Origin of the sequence: Bacteroides sp. 90-K9/2 (genome assembly GCF_047310725.1) — a bacterium.
Classification (GTDB): domain Bacteria; phylum Bacteroidota; class Bacteroidia; order Bacteroidales; family Bacteroidaceae; genus Bacteroides; species Bacteroides vicugnae.
The window spans coordinates 741585-762288 of the sequence record NZ_JBCGVL010000001.1 but is presented as its reverse complement, the minus strand read 5'-3'; the positions used below and the strand labels follow the sequence as shown (position 1 = coordinate 762288).

At 39.1% G+C, this 20704-nt stretch carries 15 protein-coding genes; 13 read left to right on the top strand and 2 right to left on the bottom strand.

The features are described 5' to 3' along the window. Window positions 1-47 precede the first annotated feature (47 nt). Window positions 48-1613, bottom strand: a complete 1566-nt coding sequence (locus AAHJ11_RS02990; protein ID WP_413579050.1) for an ATP-binding protein — start codon at window positions 1611-1613, stop codon at window positions 48-50. Window positions 1614-1767: 154 nt separating this feature from the next. Between AAHJ11_RS02990 and AAHJ11_RS02985 the strand changes: the two genes are divergently transcribed. The 8 genes from AAHJ11_RS02985 (at window position 1768) to AAHJ11_RS02950 (ending at window position 10556) form a co-directional block, all read left to right on the top strand. After that, window positions 1768-2424 carry a DUF2490 domain-containing protein gene (locus AAHJ11_RS02985; protein WP_148366123.1) on the top strand — a complete coding sequence of 219 codons (657 nt, stop codon included), beginning with the start codon at window positions 1768-1770 and terminating at the stop codon, window positions 2422-2424. 306 nt (window positions 2425-2730) lie between these two features. Next, window positions 2731-4635 carry a fimbrillin family protein gene (locus tag AAHJ11_RS02980; RefSeq protein WP_413579048.1) on the top strand — a complete coding sequence of 635 codons (1905 nt, stop codon included), beginning with the start codon at window positions 2731-2733 and terminating at the stop codon, window positions 4633-4635. Window positions 4636-4708: 73 nt separating this feature from the next. Then, window positions 4709-5200 (top strand): PaaI family thioesterase, encoded by a 492-nt coding sequence (locus tag AAHJ11_RS02975; protein WP_004296910.1) that lies wholly within the window; start codon window positions 4709-4711, stop codon window positions 5198-5200. A gap of 259 nt (window positions 5201-5459) precedes the next feature. Next, window positions 5460-6311: an ATP phosphoribosyltransferase gene (hisG, locus tag AAHJ11_RS02970; RefSeq protein WP_148366126.1), complete on the top strand. Its 852-nt coding sequence runs from the start codon at window positions 5460-5462 to the stop codon at window positions 6309-6311. Between the two features lie 100 nt (window positions 6312-6411). After that, window positions 6412-7695 (top strand): histidinol dehydrogenase, encoded by a 1284-nt coding sequence (gene hisD, locus AAHJ11_RS02965; RefSeq protein ID WP_297284662.1) that lies wholly within the window; start codon window positions 6412-6414, stop codon window positions 7693-7695. A gap of 103 nt (window positions 7696-7798) precedes the next feature. Beyond that, the gene (gene hisC / locus AAHJ11_RS02960; RefSeq protein WP_195649042.1) at window positions 7799-8839 is read left to right on the top strand and encodes a histidinol-phosphate transaminase; all 1041 of its coding nucleotides are present in this window, start codon (window positions 7799-7801) and stop codon (window positions 8837-8839) included. A 3-nt stretch (window positions 8840-8842) separates the two neighbouring features. Beyond that, window positions 8843-9967: a bifunctional histidinol-phosphatase/imidazoleglycerol-phosphate dehydratase HisB gene (gene hisB / locus AAHJ11_RS02955; protein WP_413579046.1), complete on the top strand. Its 1125-nt coding sequence runs from the start codon at window positions 8843-8845 to the stop codon at window positions 9965-9967. A 25-nt stretch (window positions 9968-9992) separates the two neighbouring features. Then, entirely contained in the window at window positions 9993-10556 is a 564-nt protein-coding gene (locus AAHJ11_RS02950; protein ID WP_259022730.1) for a tyrosine-protein phosphatase, read from the top strand. Between the two features lie 115 nt (window positions 10557-10671). Here AAHJ11_RS02950 and AAHJ11_RS02945 read toward each other — a convergent pair whose 3' ends face one another. After that, entirely contained in the window at window positions 10672-12597 is a 1926-nt protein-coding gene (locus AAHJ11_RS02945; protein WP_413579045.1) for an NAD(+) synthase, read from the bottom strand. 648 nt (window positions 12598-13245) lie between these two features. Between AAHJ11_RS02945 and AAHJ11_RS02940 the strand changes: the two genes are divergently transcribed. The 5 genes from AAHJ11_RS02940 to AAHJ11_RS02920 all read left to right on the top strand — a co-directional run. Next, complete coding sequence (locus tag AAHJ11_RS02940) at window positions 13246-16179, top strand: SusC/RagA family TonB-linked outer membrane protein (RefSeq protein WP_413579043.1); 2934 nt, start codon at window positions 13246-13248, stop codon at window positions 16177-16179. Between the two features lie 12 nt (window positions 16180-16191). Beyond that, window positions 16192-17712 (top strand): RagB/SusD family nutrient uptake outer membrane protein, encoded by a 1521-nt coding sequence (locus AAHJ11_RS02935; protein ID WP_320974273.1) that lies wholly within the window; start codon window positions 16192-16194, stop codon window positions 17710-17712. A 23-nt stretch (window positions 17713-17735) separates the two neighbouring features. Continuing rightward, complete coding sequence (locus AAHJ11_RS02930) at window positions 17736-18623, top strand: DUF4984 domain-containing protein (protein WP_320974272.1); 888 nt, start codon at window positions 17736-17738, stop codon at window positions 18621-18623. Between the two features lie 30 nt (window positions 18624-18653). Then, window positions 18654-20189, top strand: a complete 1536-nt coding sequence (locus AAHJ11_RS02925; RefSeq protein ID WP_413579042.1) for a hypothetical protein — start codon at window positions 18654-18656, stop codon at window positions 20187-20189. A 29-nt stretch (window positions 20190-20218) separates the two neighbouring features. Further along, window positions 20219-20704, top strand: a 486-nt coding sequence (locus AAHJ11_RS02920; RefSeq protein WP_413579041.1) for a DUF4458 domain-containing protein, incomplete at its 3' end; no start/stop codon positions are given.

The following is a 20704-nucleotide window of genomic DNA, read 5'->3' as shown; positions in this document are numbered from 1 at the left end:
TCGGGAAGTTCGTAACTACGATTCTTCCCGAAATGTTTTTATCATATTTATGTCGTTTCTGCCAGCCAACGATTGATATTACGGGTTTCCGCACTAAATTCCACACCAATTTTCACTATTTCCCGGTGGTCTTTCTGATAAGGAATCAGATATCCTTTCTCATCAATCTGTTTCATTGCTTCTTCTGCGGTTCCATTTAATTTGAACTCAAACACATAGACATATTTCGGTGTTTTAACTACAGCATCGGCACGTCCACGGGCGCTGCGTACTTCTGCTTCCGTGAATTGTCCCATCAGTTTGAATACGAGATAGAAGATAACCTGATAATGACGTTCAGTCTGGTCATTCAATTCATACGGAATATCGGCAAAGAAAGCCTCCAGACGGGTGAGGAAAGATTCATAATTACCTGTGCGTAATTCCTGAATGAATTTTCCGATATAAAATCCCTGATCGTTGTTCTTCATTGGAGTGTAAAACGGAACAAGGAAATTAATGAATCCATAGCGCACTTCATCATTCGGAAAATCAAGTAGATAGTTCTGAAACTCTCTGTCGTAATCCTTAATAGTCAGATATCCACTTTGATAAATCAGCGGTACGGGATTATTAGCATCCATTCTATATTCTGCAAAAGAAGAGGCGGGTGCTTCTATACCATTTAATAAAGTACGGAGATCATACTCACTTTTTTGCAATAATTCAACCAAGAATGTCGGTGTGCCAGTCTGGAACCAATAGCTACCCAACTCCAATTTGCTGAAAGCATTCAATACACTAAACGGGTTAAATACTCCTTCGCCATTCGGATGAAAATGATAACCGTCATAATTGCGTTCCATTGCAGTGACCACCTCTTCCGGTGTCTGATTGTTTTTGCGGCCGAAAGTTTCAATTTCGGGCTTGAAAGTACTTTTTAGTTCTTCGCGGGTGATACCGCAAAGCGTGGCGTAAGAATAGTCCAGACTAATGTCATTCAACTGATTCAAGTCACTGAATACGCTGACTTGTGAGAACTTCGTAACTCCGGTCAGGAAAACAAAACGGAGATATGCGTCAGCACTTTTCAATACTCCATAAAAGGCTTTCAATGTCTGACGATATTCTTCGAACAATTTCGGACGGGTAATAGCCTGCAAAAGAGGTTTGTCATGTTCGTCTACCAATACGACGACACCTTTTCCTGTTTTCAAGGAAGCTTGTTCGATTACATAACTAAAGCGCTCCTCAGGGCTACGGTCTTTTTTCTCATCACCATAAATAGCTTCCCATTTTTCTAAATATTGGTTTAGCATTGCAATTAAATCTGCTGCCGTTTCATATTTTTTGGCATTCAGATCAAGATGTAAAACCGGATGCTGTTCCCATTTCGTCTCCAGTTGTTCAATAGCCAAACCATTGAATAGTTCTTTTTTTCCTTGAAAATAAGCATCGAATGTAGAAATTAATAAGCTTTTACCAAAGCGACGTGGCCTGCTTAGAAAATATGGCTTTCCTAGGTTAGCCATACGCCATACAAGTGCTGTTTTATCCACATAAAGATAATTATCCTTCCGTATCCCTTCGAATGTCTGTATTCCAATAGGAAGTTTACGCATCAAGTTGTCCATATCCGATGATTTTAGAGTTTCTTACGCAAAGATACAATATGCAAATGAGAATTTAGACAGAATACGAATATAATCTTTTCAGAATCTTTTCAGTATCATGATTTTTCTTTGCGTAGAATAATTTACTATCTTTGCTACTTTAACCCGAAAATCAATGAGTAGAATAATATTAAATACTAAGACTTGGCTATTATTTGTGCTGTTGTTTGGAATATCATTTTCTGCATGGGCACAAAGTGACGATTTCAATACATGGACTAAATTCAAGGTAAATCATAAGATAGATTCCCGGTTTTCAGTTTCAGGTGATTTGGAATTGCGCATGAAAGATGATGTGAGAAAGTTGGATCGTTGGGGGCTTATTGTTGGTGGAAGTTACCGGCCTTATTCGTTTCTGAATCTGGGTGTTGGCTATGAAACCCATCTTCTGAATCTGGGTGATTCGGATTGGAAGTTCAGACATCGTTATTATATAACTACCACTGCCAGTTTTCGCTATCAATGGCTGAAAGTAGCTGTAAGGGAAAGATTTCAGCAGACTTTTGATCGTGGAAATTCTGAAACTCGTTTGCGTTCCCGCTTGAAATTATCCTATGCTCCTACAAAAGGAATTGTTTCTCCCTATTTCTCTGTTGAAATCTATCAGAGTCTGGATGATGCTTCTTTTTGGAGAGCCGATCGTATGCGCTATCGTCCCGGAGTGGAAATAGCTTTAGCCAAGCGTTGGTCGTTGGATGCATTCTATTGTTATCAATATGCATCTTCACAAGGCAGACACATTGCCGGAATAGAAGTGGGGTACTCTTTCTGAAATTGGTAGGCTCTTAATATAATAATGTGAGAGCTTAATCCTTGATCTCTGACTGGTTATTTATAACTTATTGGTTATTTGTGTTTTAATTTGAAATGTAAAATTTTCCTATAGAAACTATTCTTCGGTTTAATATAATTATATACTTTTGTTTTCAAGACATCAAAATGATATCTTGAAATTGATGATTCCACAGTACAACAGACGTGTTGTTCAGTATCCCATAACTGAAAGCGAATACTTCCTCTTATGCCATTCTTTCTGTTCAATCAAAAGTTTCTATTGGGAAATTAAAAAATAAATGTGATGAAACTATTTTATAACCTACAAAGGGGCGTGGGTTTACTTGTTTTTTGTTCTATCTTGCTTGGTGCTTGTGTGAACCATATTTCGGAGGAAGAGGGGGATATTGTTAATGATGGAGATATTCCATTGAAGTTTATCGCTGATATTCGTGAGTCGGTTGATACCCGTATGGCAAATAATAACTTTGCCGAAGGGGATGAAGTCGGTCTGTTCGCTCTTGCCGGAACTACTACAATGCAAGAAGAACGTTATGTGGATAATCTTCATTTCATACGTTCATCTAATGGTGAGTTTGAATCTAACGAGTCGGTATACTATCCGGATGATGGAGTTACATTGGATTTAATCAGTTATTATCCTTACCAAAAGAGTGGAGTGGGGATAGGGGAGAGTATCATGCAGGTAGCGGTTTCAACGACTCAAAATATTCCTGATGATTATTCACATTCTGATTTCCTGATTGCTTCTAAAGAAGATGTATCAGCCAGTAAGGAGGCGGTCACTCTAACCTATAATCATCAGTTTTTTCGTCTGAAAATTGTTCTTGTTCCTGGAGAGGAAGAGAATTTGGAAGATATGTTATCCATTAAGCCTACACTTTCGGTGAGTGGCTTTTATACTAAAACAAGTTATGATTTTCAGAAAAAAACTTTCTCTGGTTATTCCGAAGAGAAGGATATTATTCCTGCAGGAGAATGGGGGATAGAAGACGGTCGACTGATAGGAAAGGAATTTATTCTGATACCGCAGGAGGCGACTCCGGGATACCAATACATAACGTTGGAAGCTGCAGGAAAGTTATATACAAGTCTATTACCATCTACTCTACAATTAAAAAGTGGAAAGCAGCGCGAATTGGAAATAAAGTTTGTATCAGCCGAAGATGTATTAATGAGCAAAGTGAATGGGGAAATCGGAGATTGGGATGGAACCGAAATAGATCATACTGAATCGGTCACGCTTCATAAATACATAGATGTTTCGAAGTTGACTTTTCAAAAGTCGAATGTGTATAAAGTGTTACATTCGGGAAAGCAAGTAGCCGAAATATGTAAGGAGTATCTTGTTACTCCGGAATTTTCTTCGCAGGCAATCGTTGCCTATCCGATGGGAGAAAATGGTAGTGTGGACTTATCTCAAGGCGTTGTGGCACAGTTGCTAGGAAAAACCGGAAAAGTGAATGGAGGAAGTGTATCATGGAATATGGAAGATCACTCGTTGGTCTATGTTGACGGAACTTTGCCGATTCGTAATAATGTATATGTGATGGCAGACGGAACCGTTTCTTTATCCGTTACAACGGCAGATGACATACTATCTGTTTTGGCATTGGAAGATATCGCTCGTGATGTACGTGGAGGAATCATTCATAATTATCCGTTAGTGAAGATCGGAACTCAATATTGGATGCGGGATAATCTGGAGGTATCTTCGTATGTCGACGGTGAAGCACTTCCCAGACTGGATGCAGTGACAGCGAATGTTCTCGGATATCTGCAATCTGCTACGGAACACTATTTTTATACAGCTAATGTTGCACTTTCTAATAAAATTCTACCTATTCATTGGAGTATACCGGATTGGAAAGACTGGAACATTTTAAAAGACTATCTGAATGGAGAGGCTTCTTTGCTGAAATCAGGTACTTGGTTACCTTTGAAAGCGGGAGAACAGGTACAGCCTGCAACTAATTTATCCGGTTTTAATGGAATACCTGTAGGAATGTATGTGGGGGCTTTTCAAACTGATTACGAGAAAAAACATCTGGCATATTGGACACTGGATAATGCAAATGCCGCTATCGACACCAAGGTTTTCTATCTGAAAAGCGATACGGATATTATTGAAGAATCTAACGCAGGCGTTGATACAAAAGCCTTTGCCATTCGTTGCATAAGAAAGTAAATCGGCGAAAAAGGTTTCTCTTTTCCATAAATTGCTTATATTTGGGAAGTAAAACTAACTAAAAGAGAGAATTATGAAGAAGATAATAAACCCTTGGAAGGGTTTGGAGGGGTACAACTGCTTTGGTTGTGCTTCCAATAATGAAGCCGGATTAAAAATGGAATTTTACGAAGATGGTGACGAAGTGGTCAGCATTTGGAAACCACGTCCCGAATATCAAGGCTGGATTGATACCTTGCATGGCGGTATTCAAGCTGTCTTGATGGATGAAATCTGTGCCTGGGTTATACTTCGTAAACTACAAACCACGGGAGTGACGTCGAAGATGGAAACTCGTTACCGGAAATCGATTGATACTAAGGATTCTCATATAGTACTGCGTGCGTCTATTAAAGAGGTAAAGCGGAACATCGTTATTGTTGAAGCAAAGTTATATAATAAGGATGGAGAAGTCTGTACAGAATCAGTTTGTACTTACTTTACTTTCTCGAAAGAAAAGTCGAAAGATGAAATGCATTTTTCGAAATGCGATGTAGAATCGGAGGAGATATTACCATTAATTTGAAATAAAAACTCAAGTTTTTGTGATAAATGTTTGGTAGTATCAAACAAATACTTTACTTTTGTCGCAGTTAATAGAAGAAATATGAAATATACAGCTACACATCATCATCATCATTTTCCTAACGAATAATCGGTGGGCGTGGATGATATTGTGTATAACTATATAAACGATAACGAAGGCTTACCGAATACGGTAAGCCTTTTTTGTTTTTCAACGCAGATTGTATTTGTAATTAATAAATTAGTAATTAAATAAAGTCATGTTAAGAATCGCAGTACAAGCCAAAGGGCGTCTCTTCGAAGAGACAATGGCACTTTTAGAAGAGTCAGATATCAAGTTAAGCACTACTAAACGTACCTTGTTGGTACAGTCTTCTAACTTTCCTATCGAAGTTCTATTTCTTCGTGATGATGATATTCCGCAGACGGTAGCTACCGGGGTAGCTGATTTGGGAATTGTGGGTGAGAATGAGTTTATGGAAAAGGAGGAAGATGCTGAAATTGTCAAACGTCTCGGATTCAGCAAATGCCGTCTGTCACTGGCTATGCCGAAAGATATTGAATATCCCGGTCTGTCATGGTTTGAAGGCAAGAAGATTGCTACCTCTTATCCGGTGATTCTTCGTAACTTCCTGAAAAAAAATAATGTAAATGCCGAAATACATGTGATAACCGGTTCGGTGGAGGTATCTCCGGGTATTGGATTGGCTGATGCCATTTTTGATATTGTAAGTTCCGGTTCTACTTTGGTCAGCAATCGTTTGAAAGAAGTGGAAGTTGTAATGAAGTCGGAAGCATTGTTGATTGGCAACAAGAACATGAGCGACGAGAAAAAAGAAGTGCTTGAAGAACTGTTGTTCCGTATGAACGCAGTAAAAACAGCCGAAGATAAAAAATATGTATTGATGAATGCTCCCAAAGACAAACTGGAAGAAATCATTGCTGTATTGCCGGGTATGAAGAGTCCTACAGTGATGCCATTGGCACAGGAAGGCTGGTGTTCTGTTCATACAGTACTTGATGAAAAACGTTTTTGGGAAATCATCGGAAAACTGAAAGGACTGGGAGCGGAAGGTATTTTGGTACTGCCGATTGAAAAGATGATTGTATAAATAGATATAGGCATGGATTACACGGATTACACAGATAATGTAGTCACTAATCTTAGATACCGCGTAATCCGTGAAATCCGTGCCTAATAAAATATGAACCATGAAATTGATTAAATATCCCTCAAAAGAGCAATGGACGGAACTTTTGAAACGTCCGGCACTAAATACGGAAAGTTTGTTCGATACTGTTCGTTCTATTATAAATAAGGTAAGGACAGAAGGCGACAAAGCAGTATTGGAATATGAGGCTGTTTTTGATAAAGTGACCTTGTCTGCACTTGCTGTCACTTCTGAAGAAATACAGGTAGCCGAATCATTGGTAAGCGATGAACTGAAAGCTGCCATTTCTTTAGCTAAACAAAATATTGAAACATTCCACTCTTCCCAGCGTTTTGTCGGGAAGAAGGTAGAGACAATGAATGGGGTAACTTGCTGGCAAAAATCTGTAGGAATCGAAAAGGTCGGGTTGTATATTCCGGGTGGAACAGCACCGCTTTTCTCGACTGTATTAATGTTGGCTGTTCCGGCTAAAATTGCAGGATGCAAGGAAATCGTTCTTTGCACTCCTCCCGACAAAAATGGGGATATTCATCCGGCTATCCTTTTTGCCGCGCAACTGGCAGGTGTCAGCAAAATATTCAAGGCTGGTGGGGTGCAAGCGATTGCTGCTATGGCTTATGGAACGGAGAGTGTACCTAAAGTATATAAGATATTTGGTCCCGGCAATCAATATGTGACAGCTGCCAAACAATTGGTGAGCCTGCGTGATGTAGCTATCGATATGCCTGCCGGTCCTTCTGAAGTGGAAGTTCTGGCCGATGCCTCTGCCAATCCGGTTTTTGTGGCAGCAGATCTTTTGTCACAGGCAGAACACGGAATAGATAGTCAGGCTATATTGATTACCACTTCCGAGAAACTTCAAACAGAGGTGATGGCAGAAGTAGAGCGTCAATTAGCAGAACTTCCCCGTCGTGAAATTGCAGCGAAATCACTGGAGAATAGTAAATTGATTTTAGTGAAGGATCTTGATGAAGCATTGGAACTGACTAACGCGTATGCTCCGGAACATCTAATCATAGAAACGGAAAACTATATGGAAGTGGCCGAACGTGTGATAAATGCAGGTTCTGTCTTTTTAGGTTCGTTAACTCCCGAGAGTGCCGGCGACTATGCTTCCGGAACGAATCACACTCTGCCGACCAACGGTTATGCCAAAGCCTATAGCGGTGTAAGTCTGGATAGTTTTATCCGTAAGATTACATTTCAGGAAATTCTCCCGGAAGGAATAAAAGCTATCGGCCCTGCTATAGAAGAAATGGCCGCTAATGAACAGCTGGATGCACATAAAAATGCTGTCACAGTTCGTCTGAAAAGCTTAGCTTAATAATTAATTAATATGAAACGCAGATTTACGCGAATTTTCGCAAAGGAAAATTTAATCTGCGTCTGTCTGCGTTAATCTGCGTTTCAATAAATAATAAATGAAGATGAAAACGTTACAAGAACTAACCCGGCCGAATATCTGGAAATTAAAACCCTATTCTTCGGCACGAGATGAATATAAAGGAGTTACCGCCTCTGTTTTCCTGGATGCGAACGAGAACCCCTACAATACACCTCATAACCGCTATCCGGATCCTATGCAGTGTGAACTGAAGACGCTGTTGTCGAAAATCAAAAAAGTATCCCCCGAGCATATTTTTCTTGGAAACGGTAGCGATGAAGCCATCGACTTGGTTTTTCGTGCATTCTGCGAACCGGGAAAAGATAATGTCGTAGCCATCGATCCTACTTATGGTATGTATCAGGTTTGTGCCGATGTGAACGATGTGGAATATCGGAAAGTATTGCTGGATGATGACTTCCAGTTCTCTGCCGATAAACTGCTGGAGGCTACCGACGAACACACCAAATTGATTTTCCTTTGCTCGCCTAACAACCCGACAGGAAATGATTTGCTCCGTTCCGAAATTGAAAAGGTACTTTGCCAGTTCGAAGGATTAGTGATGCTGGATGAGGCATACAATGATTTTTCCCAAGCTCCGTCTTTCCTCGAAGAGCTGGATAAATATCCCAACCTTGTCGTATTCCAAACATTCTCCAAGGCTTGGGGATGTGCTGCTATCCGTCTGGGAATGGCTTTTGCTTCCAAAGAAATTATAGATATCCTTAGCAAAATCAAATATCCCTATAATGTCAATCAGTTGACTCAACAACAAGCTATTTCTATGTTGCATAAGCACTATGAGATAGAACGTTGGGTGAAAACGTTGAAAGAAGAGCGTGATTATCTGGAAGCGGAATTTGAAAAACTCCCATGTACTATCAAACTGTTTCCTTCTGATGCTAACTTCTTTTTGGCTAAAGTGACAGATGCTGTGAAAATCTACAACTATTTGGTCGGTGAAGGAATCATTGTGCGTAATCGCCATAACATTTCACTTTGTTGCAACTGTTTGCGTGTGACTGTCGGTACCCGTGTAGAAAATAATACCCTATTGGCTGCCCTTAAAAACTATCAAGGATAATTTATGAAGAAGAAAGTATTATTTATCGATAGAGATGGTACGTTGGTAATCGAACCTCCCGTTGATTATCAGCTCGACTCATTGGAAAAACTGGAATTCTATCCGAAGGTATTCCGTAACTTGGTTTTCATCCGTAGTAAACTTGACTTTGAATTTGTGATGGTCACCAATCAGGATGGATTGGGTACATCCTCTTTTCCGGAAGAGACATTTTGGCCTGCTCATAATCTGATGCTTAAAACATTGGCAGGAGAGGGGATTACTTTTGATGAAATTCTGATAGACCGTAGCTTCCCTGAAGACAATGCGCCTACCCGCAAGCCACGTACGGGAATGTTGACGAAGTATTTGAATAGTCCCGATTATGATCTTGCCGGAAGTTTTGTGATAGGTGATCGTCCTACGGATGTGGAACTTGCCAAAAATCTGGGTTGCCGGGCAATTTATTTGCAAGACTCAACCGAAGCTCTGAAAGAAAAAGGATTAGAAGAAGTCTGTGCCCTTGCAACTACTGACTGGGACCGGATAACTGAATTCCTTTTTGCCGGAGAACGGAAGGCGGAAGTACGCCGTACTACAAAAGAAACAGATATTTATGTTGCTTTGAATCTGGATGGAAATGGAACTTGTGACATTTCTACCGGTCTTGGCTTTTTCGATCACATGCTTGAGCAGATTGGAAAACACTCCGGCATGGACTTGACCATCCGTGTAAAAGGAGATTTGGAAGTAGATGAACATCACACGATCGAAGATACCGCTATTGCATTGGGCGAATGTATCTATCAGGCTTTAGGTAGCAAACGAGGGATTGAACGTTATGGCTATGCCTTGCCGATGGATGATTGTCTTTGTCAGGTTTGTCTGGACTTCGGCGGTCGTCCTTGGCTGGTTTGGGATGCTGAATTCAAGCGAGAGAAAATAGGAGAGATGCCAACAGAAATGTTTCTTCATTTCTTTAAATCGTTAAGCGATGCAGCGAAGATGAATTTGAACATCAAAGCCGAAGGACAGAATGAACATCATAAAATAGAAGGAATTTTTAAAGCTCTTGCACGTGCACTAAAGATGGCATTGAAACGTGATATCTATCATTTTGAACTTCCATCCAGTAAAGGGGTTCTGTAATTTTCTAATGATGATACATAGACTTATGCAGAAAAGAATCTTGTTAAGCCTACTTTGGGGAGTAATTTTCTCTATATCTGTTTTTAGTCAGAATTTGAAAGTAGAGAAGATTACTCTTCCCGATAGCGAGTTGACCAATCTGTATAAGATTGATTCCGGGGTATACCGCTCGGAACAACCCTCTAAAGATGATTTTAAAGCTTTGGAAAAGTATGGGATTGGGGAAGTTCTTAATCTACGGAACAGACACAGCGATGATGACGAAGCAAAAGGAACAAGTCTAAAACTTCACCGGGTAAAAACCAAAGCACATTCGATTAGTGAAAAGGAATTGATACAAGCATTGCGCATTATTAAAAATCGTACGGCCCCTATTGTTTTCCATTGTCATCATGGTTCTGATCGCACAGGGGCTGTTTGTGCCTTTTATCGTATCGTTTTTCAAAATGCTTCGAAAGAAGATGCCATCCGTGAGATGACAAAAGGGGGATATGGCTTTCATCGAATCTATAAGAATATTATTAGAAGAATTAAAGAAGCCAATGTGGAGCTAATAAGAGAAGAAGTAATGGCAGGCGGAGAGTTCTAATATTCCCGTCTGTGCCATCACTCTGTCACAACTGTGCCACCGCATTGGCACAACCATGCCATACTGTTGGCACAGTTGTGCCAATGCGGTGGCACAAACATATCGGTAGGCTGCCTTATAGAGCCTCTATTTCTTTAAGCCACATGGCTGAACTAGCATCACTTGGCATTCTCCAATCTCCTCTTGGACTGATAGAAATACTTCCTACTTTGGGGCCATCCGGCAAGCAAGAACGCTTGAATTGTTGATTAAAGAAACGACGGAAGAAGGTAGAGAGCCATTTCTTGATGGTTTCTTCGTCATAGACATCTTTGAATGCAATATTGGCCAGATAGAATATCTTGGATGGGCGGAAACCACAACGTAAAAAATAATAAAGGAAGAAGTCATGCAGCTCATAAGGACCTACCAAATCTTCTGTTTTTTGTTTAATTTCTCCGTTTTCATCTGCAGGAATCAGTTCCGGACTAATAGGAGTGTCTACTATGTCAAGTAAAAACGCTTTTGAATTTTCATCTATGCCGTTTTCCGCTACCCATTGTACCAGGTACTTCACCAGAGTTTTCGGTACACTTGCATTTACTCCGTACATCGACATATGGTCGCCATTGTAGGTTGCCCATCCCAGTGCAAGTTCTGATAAATCTCCTGTACCGATCACCATTCCCCAAGTTTGATTGGCTACGTCCATTAATATTTGTGTACGTTCCCGTGCCTGCGAATTCTCGTATGTAACGTCGTGTACATTTATATCATGGTCTATATCTTTAAAATGCTGGATACAGGCTTCTTTTATACTGATTTTACGAATAGAAATACCTAGCGATTTCATCAGACCAATGGCATTGTGATAAGTACGATCTGTTGTTCCGAAACCCGGCATTGTGATTCCAAGGATATCTTTCCGGGACAATCCCAACTTATCAAAAGTCTTCACGCAAACAAGCAGTGCCAGTGTTGAATCCAATCCACCGGAAATGCCGACTACGGCAGTTTTAGCTCCGGTATGAACCAATCTTTGTGCCAGTCCGGCTATCTGAATGGAGAATACTTCTTCGCAATGCTCGTTCAATTCTGCTCCCTGTGGTACAAAAGGATGAGAGTTGAATTTCCGGGTTAATTCCAGTTCTTTGCTATTAACAAATTCTGTTGCAATAGAAACAGCTTTTTTATCTCCCAGATTTGCCTGATTGGCGGCAAAAGTCGTATTGATTCTACGTTCAGTCCGGATACGTTCAACATCTATTTCACTAATAATAAGTTGTTCTTTCATACTGAAACGTTCACTGCGCGCAAGAAGCGAACCGTTTTCGTAAATCAGTCCGTTACCAGCAAAAACGACATCGGTAGTAGACTCTCCGAAGCCGCATGATGAGAATACATATCCGGCAATACAACGTGCAGATTGCTGGCTAATAAGAGAGCAGAGATAATTGTTTTTTCCGATGCCTTCATTGTCAGCAGACATATTGAAAATAATTTCTGCGCCTTGTAATGCCAATGAAGAGCTGGGAGGTATGGTAGACCAAAGGTCCTCGCATATTTCGATACCAAAAGTCGTATCCGAAGTTTCAAAAAGCAGATTGGCACCTATCGGAACTACTTGTCCGCAAAGCCGTACGTTATTGGTTGTCAGTTGAAGTGCCGAAGTGAACCAGCGCTGTTCATAGAATTCTTTATAATTCGGCAGATAAGTCTTGGCGGCAACCCCCAATACTTTCCCTTTCTGGATCACTACGGCTGCATTGATTACTGTCGAATTGACAATAACAGGCATGCCAACAATAGAAATAATGTCTAATTGACGAGTATTATTAAGGATTTGCATCAGCCCCATTTCTGCCTCTTCAAGCAAAAGCTGCTGTCCAAATAGGTCGCCACAAGTATATCCGGTAATACTCATTTCCGGAAATACGATCATTTGCACTCCTTTGCCTTCGGCTACTGCAATCAAGCTTTCTATCTTCTCTACATTGAATTTGCAGTCAGCCACCTTTATGTGTGGCACAGCTGCAGCTACTTTCACAAATCCGTAGTTCATCTTATACCTTTTTATATATAATGGGTGCAAAAATAGGAAATAGTTTTGAATATTTTTCTTTTCTGTATTGAATCCTCTCAATAAGCTATTTTTATGGGTTATGGTATTTGTTGTTTAAACAATTAATTAAACTATCAAAATGAATGTGAATATCTAATTTATGCTGGAATATATTTTGAATTTGTTTCTTAAAAGGATTATATAGACTTAAATATGTAGCAAAAAGATAGAAGTGGAAATATGGTATAAAAAATGCGACATATTGTTTCTTTTGTTTAAATATAATATATATATTTGTAACCGAAATATGACAACATTGAAAGTACATAAACCTAAAACAGAACAAGTAATATTAGTGTTTAATTTATAACTTAAGAGAGCAGATGGTCAAACATTTAATTCACACAGCAGTAACACGAAAAATCTATTTGGATATTTGGCGTAATATAAAAAATCTGCCAAGTTAGTCTAACTCCTATTGTATTTTATAGAAAATATAATCTACCCCAAATCGATGCAAGATATGTTTGTAACCGATTGGGGGAAGGAGCGTATTATTATTTCATACGCGAAGATAAGTGTATTCCTTATTATAGAAATTTTATAAAAATAAATCAATTATATTAATTTTTAATTCAAGTATCAAAGATGAGAAGATCAATTCTCTTGTTTGTACTCTTCGCTCTGACAAGTATCCCCCTATTGCTTTTTGCACAGGGTGGATATCAGGTAACTGGACATATTATTTCGGCGGAAGATAATCAGCCGATGATTGGTGTGTCTGTTTTGGAGAAGGGTACTTTAAATGGTGTAATTACCGATATTGACGGTAATTACAAAATCATAGTGACGAAATCTCCCGCCACTTTGCAGTTTTCTTATATCGGAATGAAAACGGTAGAAAGGCAGGTTACTGCATCTGCCCGTATTGATCTGACGATGGAAAGTAGTGCGCAGCTGGTGGACGAAGTGGTAGTGGTAGCGTATGGTGTACGTAAGAAAGGAACCATTGCCGGTTCTGTTTCTACGGTAAAAGCTGAAAAAATGGAAAATGTACCAGCACCGAGCTTTGATCAGGCTCTTCAAGGTCAGACACCGGGGTTGATGGTATTATCTAATTCTGGTGAACCTAGCAAGGCTGCTACATTTCAGATTCGTGGTACTAACTCTATTAATTCAGGTACTGCACCTTTATTTATATTAGATGGAGTTCCTATCTCAAATGCGGATTTTAATACAATTAGCCCCAGTGATATTGAAAATATCTCTGTGTTGAAAGATGCCTCTTCTACTTCTATTTATGGTGCTCGTGCGGCTAATGGCGTGGTTGTAATAACTACAAAGCGTGGACGTATGTCAGAAGCTGCTAAAATCACCTTCCGCACACAACTTGGTTTTTCACAGCTGGCTAATGAGGATTGGAATCTGATGAATACTTCCGAGCGAATCCAATATGAAAAAGAACTAGGACTGGATGCGGGCAAAAATTATGATAAGTTGGGTCAGATAGATATTAACTGGCTTGATAAAGTTTATAATAGTAGCGCACCTTTGCAAAATTATGAGTTATCAGTAAGCGGGGCTACTGAAAAAATAAATTATTTTGTTTCCGGTGGATATTACAACCAGGATGGTGTTGCGGTCGGCTCTACTTTTGAGCGTTTTAATTTCCGTGCCAATGTCGAAGCGAAAGCAAATGAATGGTTGAAAATAGGAACGAACTCTATGTTGGCTTATGAAGAAGTAGAACAGAGTGATGACGGTGAATATGCATTGTGGGCTCCTATTTCTGCGGCACATTTTATGATGCCATACTGGGATCCTTATAAGGAAAATGGAAGTCTGGCTTTGCAAGACGATGGCAGTTGGGCAGGTACAGGCGAGAATCCTCTGGCTTGGATGGCAAACAATCCATTAGGCAATAAGAAATATAAAGCAATATCAACTTTTTATGCGGAAATTAATCCGATAGAGGGATTGACAGTGCGCTCGCAATTAGGTGCTGATTATTCACATTCTACTTCCTTTCTTCAATCTTTTCCCAGCTATAAACCTAATAATAATTATGGTGCGGCAAGACGAACTTCAACGGATATGCTGAATCTCATGATTACGAATACGGCAAATTATCGTTTTATGTTGAAAGACTTACATTCGTTTAATTTCATGCTTGGTCAAGAAGGAGTAGATTATCGTTATGAGGCTTTTCATGTGACCTCACGAGGACAGACAAATGATTTCTTAACAAATATCAGTTCCGGAACCACCTCTTCTTCTTGGAGTGATACTAGTACCGCTTACTCATATTTATCTTTTTTCGCTCGTGGTGAATATAATTATGATGATCGTTATTATGCAGACTTTTCAGTTCGTGCAGATGGTTCTTCCCGTTTTGGTAGTAATGAGCGCTGGGGAACTTTTTGGTCAGTAGGTTTAATGTGGAATCTGCGTAAAGAGAAGTTTATGGAGAAATATTCATGGCTGACAAATGCGCAGATTACATTGAGTACAGGTACTTCCGGTAACTCATCTATCAGCGATTACGAGCATTTGGCTCTCGTATCCGGTGGATTGAATTATGGAGGAGATGCAGGTATTGCTCCTGCTCAAATTGGTAATGAGAAATTAGGTTGGGAGAAGTTATGGACAACAAATGTTGGTTTGCACTTAGGCTTCATTAATCGTTTTAATGTAGATCTTGAATTCTATAATAAGAAGACAACTGATATGTTGATGAGTGTGCCGTGTTCTTATTCAGATACAGGTTTTGGTTATCGTTGGGATAATGTCGGCGCGATGATGAATCGTGGTGTCGAATTGGCTGTAAATGCAGATGTACTCCAGATTAAAGATTTTATTTGGAATATCAGTGCTAATGTTTCTTATAATAAGAATAAGATAACAGAACTTTATAATGGGGTAACTGAATATGAAGATGGCACTACTGCACGCAAAATGGTAGTCGGGCATCCTGTAGGAGAATTCTATTTAAATCGTTATGCCGGAGTAAATCCTGCTAATGGTGATGCATTGTGGTATACTAAGGATGGAGAGATTACTACGGAATATAATGAAAATGATAAAGTGATGATGGGTAAAACCTACTTTGCTCCGTGGCAAGGTGGATTTGGTACGACCCTTTCATGGAGAGGGCTTTCATTGAATGCGCAGTTTAGCTGGGTTGCCGATCGTTGGATGGTTAATAATGACCGTTATTTCGAAGAAGGAAACGGACTTTTTAATGGTTATAATCAGTCAAACCGTTTACTTTATGATCGTTGGAAGAAGCCGGGAGATTTGACGGATATTCCACGTCATGGTGTATCCCCACAGATGGATTCACGTTTTCTTGAAGATGCGTCTTTTCTGCGTTTAAAGAATGTGATGATAAGCTATGCTTTCTCACAAAAATGGATGCGTAAAACAAATTTTCTGAATACTGCCCGCGTTTATGTTCAAGGTCAAAACTTATTAACATTTACTAAGTTTACGGGAATGGATCCCGAATCTAGTTCAAATATCTATAAGGCTCAATACCCAATGTCGCGTCAGTTCTCATTTGGATTAGAGTTGTCATTTTAAAAAGATATAACGATGATAAGAAGAATAAAATTATACATAACCTTGGCTGCCATAATATTTTCATCAACGGCTTGCCTTGATAAGTATCCGGAAGATGCTATTCCGCAAGGGGATGCCATTAAAACGGTAGAGGATGTGGACCAAGCTATAATTGGTATTTATGCCGGATTTAAAGCAACTGCTCTTTACAGTGGGTATTTAACTTTGCTTCCGGATATTCAGACGGATCTGGTATATGCCGTTCAGGGATATACAAATGTATATGGCAATATATGGCGTAATGAGATATTGGCGACAAACCCGGAAATAAAAGACATTTATGGTGCTTTGTATACCATTATTGGTCGTTGTAATTTCATACTTGATAACGTTGATCAAGTAGAGGCGAATACTACTGATGATGCCCAATTGGATAAATTAGATAACTACAAAGGAGAAGTTTATTTTGCTCGTGCTTTAGCCTATTCCGAGTTACTAAAGTGTTTTTGTAAAGCATACGAGGGTGATGAACAGGCTGCTAATGAATTGGGGGTAGTTTTGAAGTCCAGCTATGTTAATTCTCAACCATTGAAACGTGCATCTCTGAAGGAATCATATCAGTTTGTATTGGATGATTTGGAAAAGGCTGCTGAATATTTGGCATTAGATGATGATGATAATACTACACTTTACAATACAGGCTATTTTAACATTGGTACAGTTAATTCTCTTTATGCTCGTTTATACTTGTATATGCGGAAGTGGGATAAGGCAGTTGAGTATGCTGGTAAAGTGATAGATAGTAAAAAATACATTCTGGCAGATGCAACGAAGAAGAATTACTCAAATACCTATAATGATTTTCAGTATATGTGGCAGTATGATGATGCTACGGAAATTATATGGAAAGTAAAGTTTGAGGTAACTTCTTATGGTGGAGCACTAGGAAGTGTATTTCTAAATTATGATTATACATCCTATAAACCTGATTATGTACCTGCTCAATGGGTACTTGATTCTTATGCTACAACAGATTTGCGTTATAATGCCTATTTTGCTAATGCTACAACCGGCTATAGTCATGGCCTAACTTGCCCTCTTTTGATCAAATATGCAGGAAACAAGGATTTTATAGCAAAACAAATTTTGTTTGTTACTATGCCTAAACCTTTCCGTTTGGCTGAGCAATACTTAATTCGGGCCGAAGCTTACTGCCAGATGGGAGCAGCTTATTATGGAAAAGCCGGAAAAGATATTTCAACTTTGCGTATAGCTCGTTATTCATCTTATGGTGGTGCTACAAATATCACTAAAGATAATTGGTTGAAAACAATTAGCGAGGAACGTGTGAAAGAACTCTACATGGAAGGATTTCGGCTCAACGATTTAAAACGTTGGCATGAAGGATTTGAGCGTAAGGAACAGAATCTGACTGTATCTCCGGGGAATAAATTGAAAGTTGATAAAGATGATCCATATTTTGTGTGGCCTATTCCACAGCATGAATTGGAAGCTCCGGGAGCTGATATCAAACCAAATGATAGTAATAAATAATGTATAAAGAAAAAAATACGATAATGAAACGATTATTTATAGGAATGGGTGTAGTGATAGCACTTACAGTCGGTTTGTCCGGTTGTGGTGATATGGCTAAAACTACGTATAATGGTCCCGACTATGTAATGTTCGCCGATACGATGTCTCTTTTCCCGGTACAGAATAGTCAGGACTATTTCACTGTACCTGTGGCATCTACCGTGGCTTGTGATTATGATCGTACATTTGCAGTGGAAGTGGACGAAAAAGCAAGTAATGCGATTGAAAAGAAGCATTATGTCATTGAATCAAATACAGTGACCATCAAAGCAGGTGAACGTGCTGCTGATTTGAAAATTCGAGGTATTTATGAGAATATCGGAAAAACAGATTCACTTTCGATTACGTTACGTCTTGTTTCTAATGATGAAACACGTTGGGATATATATGGAACAAAGACGCGTGTGGAAATGATGAAATCTTGTCCGTTTGATCTGAATGTTTTTACAGGGTGGTGTAAGGTGTCTTCATCTTTCTATCAGAATTATATGAATAATATTGACTTCCGTCTGATACAGACTGAAATTGATAAGGAAGAGGAAAATACGATTATCATGCATGACTTCTTCTATAAGGGGTATGATTTAAAATTAAAGTTTGATCCGTCTGATCCTATGGAACCTTTTGTAGAAATGGAAGATCAGGTATTGGGCAGTACTTCCGAAGCTTTTGGCACTATTTACGGAAATGGGAAATTAATGGTAAAACAACCTACAATTTATACTTCCTATTATAATGTCTGTCAGACTTTTGTTTTGCAGTATATCACTGTCTATGTGAAGGATGTAGATACGGTTGGTACCTATATTAATATTCTTGAGTGGATTAGTGACGAAGAAGCAGAGCGTTTGCAAGCAGGTCAGAACTGATCTCTTTTGAGAATTTAAAATATTGATTATATGAAAGATAAAATATATTTTTTGAGATTTGTAGTATTGGCATTTTGTCTTGTCTTTGTGGCATGTTCGGATGACGATGACAAGAAGCAAGGTGATCCGATATTCCCAGAAGTGCAGAAAATATCATGTGCGGTTGGGGAAACAGTAGAGCTTACCTTCAATGCAAATATGAATTGGAAACTGAGTTCGTCTGCTCTTTGGTGTAAGTTCGTTGTTGGTGGTGAACTGATGAATTCTTGTTCCGGTGAGACTGGTGAGCAGACAGTGGCAGTTAGTATAGGAGATGATGCTACTGCTTTGAATAAATCTTATAAAGCGGAAATCTCTTTGTGGATGGGTGCTGATAAAAAGGTTGTTTATGAGATTACTCGCCCATCTACCGGATATGAAGTTTCTTTATTAGATGAAAATGATAATCCTTATACGGAAGATAATCCGGCAACTATTGCTTATAAATCTTCTTCTTTTTATGTACGTGCTAATTTTGACTGGCAATTAGCAGAGTGGCCCGATTGGATTGATGCTGATATAACTTCCGGCGAAGCTGGTGAACAAAGCACTAATAAACTTTATGTAAATATACAGACTGAATATACTAAGAATGCTAATGAAGGTTTTCTTACTTTTGTGAATGAGGCTGGTGACAAGGTGGCTACCGTTCCGGTGAAGTATGAAGGGATACCTGAAGATAAAATAGAATTTTCAACAGATGATAATAAATGGAATTGGTCTTTCACTGTTGATGGACAATTTTATTCTAACTCTGGCGTAAGTGGGGGAGGAAATTTGGAACCCATGCCATTGAATATTAGTATTGTTGCGAAAAATGATAAATATGTGATTGTTTTCGTTGAGGATGATCCTGAATGGGGATGTACGCGCGTACAAACAGAGTATGGTGGTACAACTTGGTTCAATGTGGAAGATGATAAAAAAGGTAATATCCAACTTCATGTGGATGAGAATGTAGGAAAGGAGAGATCTGGTTACCTAATGGCTTTTCCTGTTCTTAAGTATGATATGATTAAAGATGCCTTTGATGATAATGTTTTTTATCTTGAGGAGGGTACAGATAAGCCTTATATGATGAGATCAGATTATGATGATTATATAGTAATGAGGTTGACTCAGGAAGGACAAAAAGTTGAAGGTGGTTTGAGTGTATCTGTTGATGGAACAGGAGAACAATTAGAGGTGTTTTCGTATGCCGATACAGGAGGTGAATTGACAGAAGAACAATTAATAGAGAAATATGGTACTGCTTCAGTATATATGTTATATCTGGAGAATAATCGGTCATATAATCTGATAGTTACTCCTGGTGGATTCACAGGATGGTCTCTCGAAGCCAATACAATGCTGAATGGAGTTGAGACTAAATGGGATGGCGTTGAGGTCACAGGTACTTGGGTTGATTCTGCTGCGGTTTCTATTTATGGAATTGGTGAAAATACAGCAGGTGAGATGGTTGTTACTATTATGGATGGAACTAATGGGAATATAGTTAGTGTATTGATTATCTCCCGTTTTGGTTGAACTTTAAGAAATAAAAATATTTTCAACTTATGAAATATACAGTATTATTCACAAAGATGCTTTTCATTTCATGCCTGCTTATGGCCATGGGAATATCTGTAACCGGATGTTCTGATGATGACGATGAACTGCAATCTGGCTACGGTTACGCTCAATTCAGACTATATAAGAGCGCATCGTACGGAAACGGAGAGTCAGGAAAGACTCGTGCCGGAACCAATGAATTGGAATATTTGCGTGAGGCGCAAAAAATGAAAATTGTTCTTATAAACAATGAAGATGGAACAGAGATTTCGCAAACTGTAGGTTTGGATGCCATTAATGATCAAGACGCAGAATTTGGTATGCGTAGTGAGAAGATGCAAATGTTGGCAGGAGAATATACAGTTGTAGGATTCTATCTTTATAAAATAGAAGGACAAGAATTAGTACCTGTTATTTCTGGTGAACCGGAAAAAGAAACAGTTATTCGGGTAGTTGAGGGTGGCTTGTCTTTACGAGATATCACTGTGAAT

Coding starts and splice junctions, on each gene's coding strand:
- AAHJ11_RS02990 (WP_413579050.1), bottom strand. CDS start 1,613: ATGGACAACTTGATGCGTAAACTTCCTATTGGAATACAGACATTCGAA.
- AAHJ11_RS02985 (WP_148366123.1), top strand. CDS start 1,768: ATGAGTAGAATAATATTAAATACTAAGACTTGGCTATTATTTGTGCTG.
- AAHJ11_RS02980 (WP_413579048.1), top strand. CDS start 2,731: ATGAAACTATTTTATAACCTACAAAGGGGCGTGGGTTTACTTGTTTTT.
- AAHJ11_RS02975 (WP_004296910.1), top strand. CDS start 4,709: ATGAAGAAGATAATAAACCCTTGGAAGGGTTTGGAGGGGTACAACTGC.
- hisG (WP_148366126.1), top strand. CDS start 5,460: ATGTTAAGAATCGCAGTACAAGCCAAAGGGCGTCTCTTCGAAGAGACA.
- hisD (WP_297284662.1), top strand. CDS start 6,412: ATGAAATTGATTAAATATCCCTCAAAAGAGCAATGGACGGAACTTTTG.
- hisC (WP_195649042.1), top strand. CDS start 7,799: ATGAAAACGTTACAAGAACTAACCCGGCCGAATATCTGGAAATTAAAA.
- hisB (WP_413579046.1), top strand. CDS start 8,843: ATGAAGAAGAAAGTATTATTTATCGATAGAGATGGTACGTTGGTAATC.
- AAHJ11_RS02950 (WP_259022730.1), top strand. CDS start 9,993: ATGCAGAAAAGAATCTTGTTAAGCCTACTTTGGGGAGTAATTTTCTCT.
- AAHJ11_RS02945 (WP_413579045.1), bottom strand. CDS start 12,597: ATGAACTACGGATTTGTGAAAGTAGCTGCAGCTGTGCCACACATAAAG.
- AAHJ11_RS02940 (WP_413579043.1), top strand. CDS start 13,246: ATGAGAAGATCAATTCTCTTGTTTGTACTCTTCGCTCTGACAAGTATC.
- AAHJ11_RS02935 (WP_320974273.1), top strand. CDS start 16,192: ATGATAAGAAGAATAAAATTATACATAACCTTGGCTGCCATAATATTT.
- AAHJ11_RS02930 (WP_320974272.1), top strand. CDS start 17,736: ATGAAACGATTATTTATAGGAATGGGTGTAGTGATAGCACTTACAGTC.
- AAHJ11_RS02925 (WP_413579042.1), top strand. CDS start 18,654: ATGAAAGATAAAATATATTTTTTGAGATTTGTAGTATTGGCATTTTGT.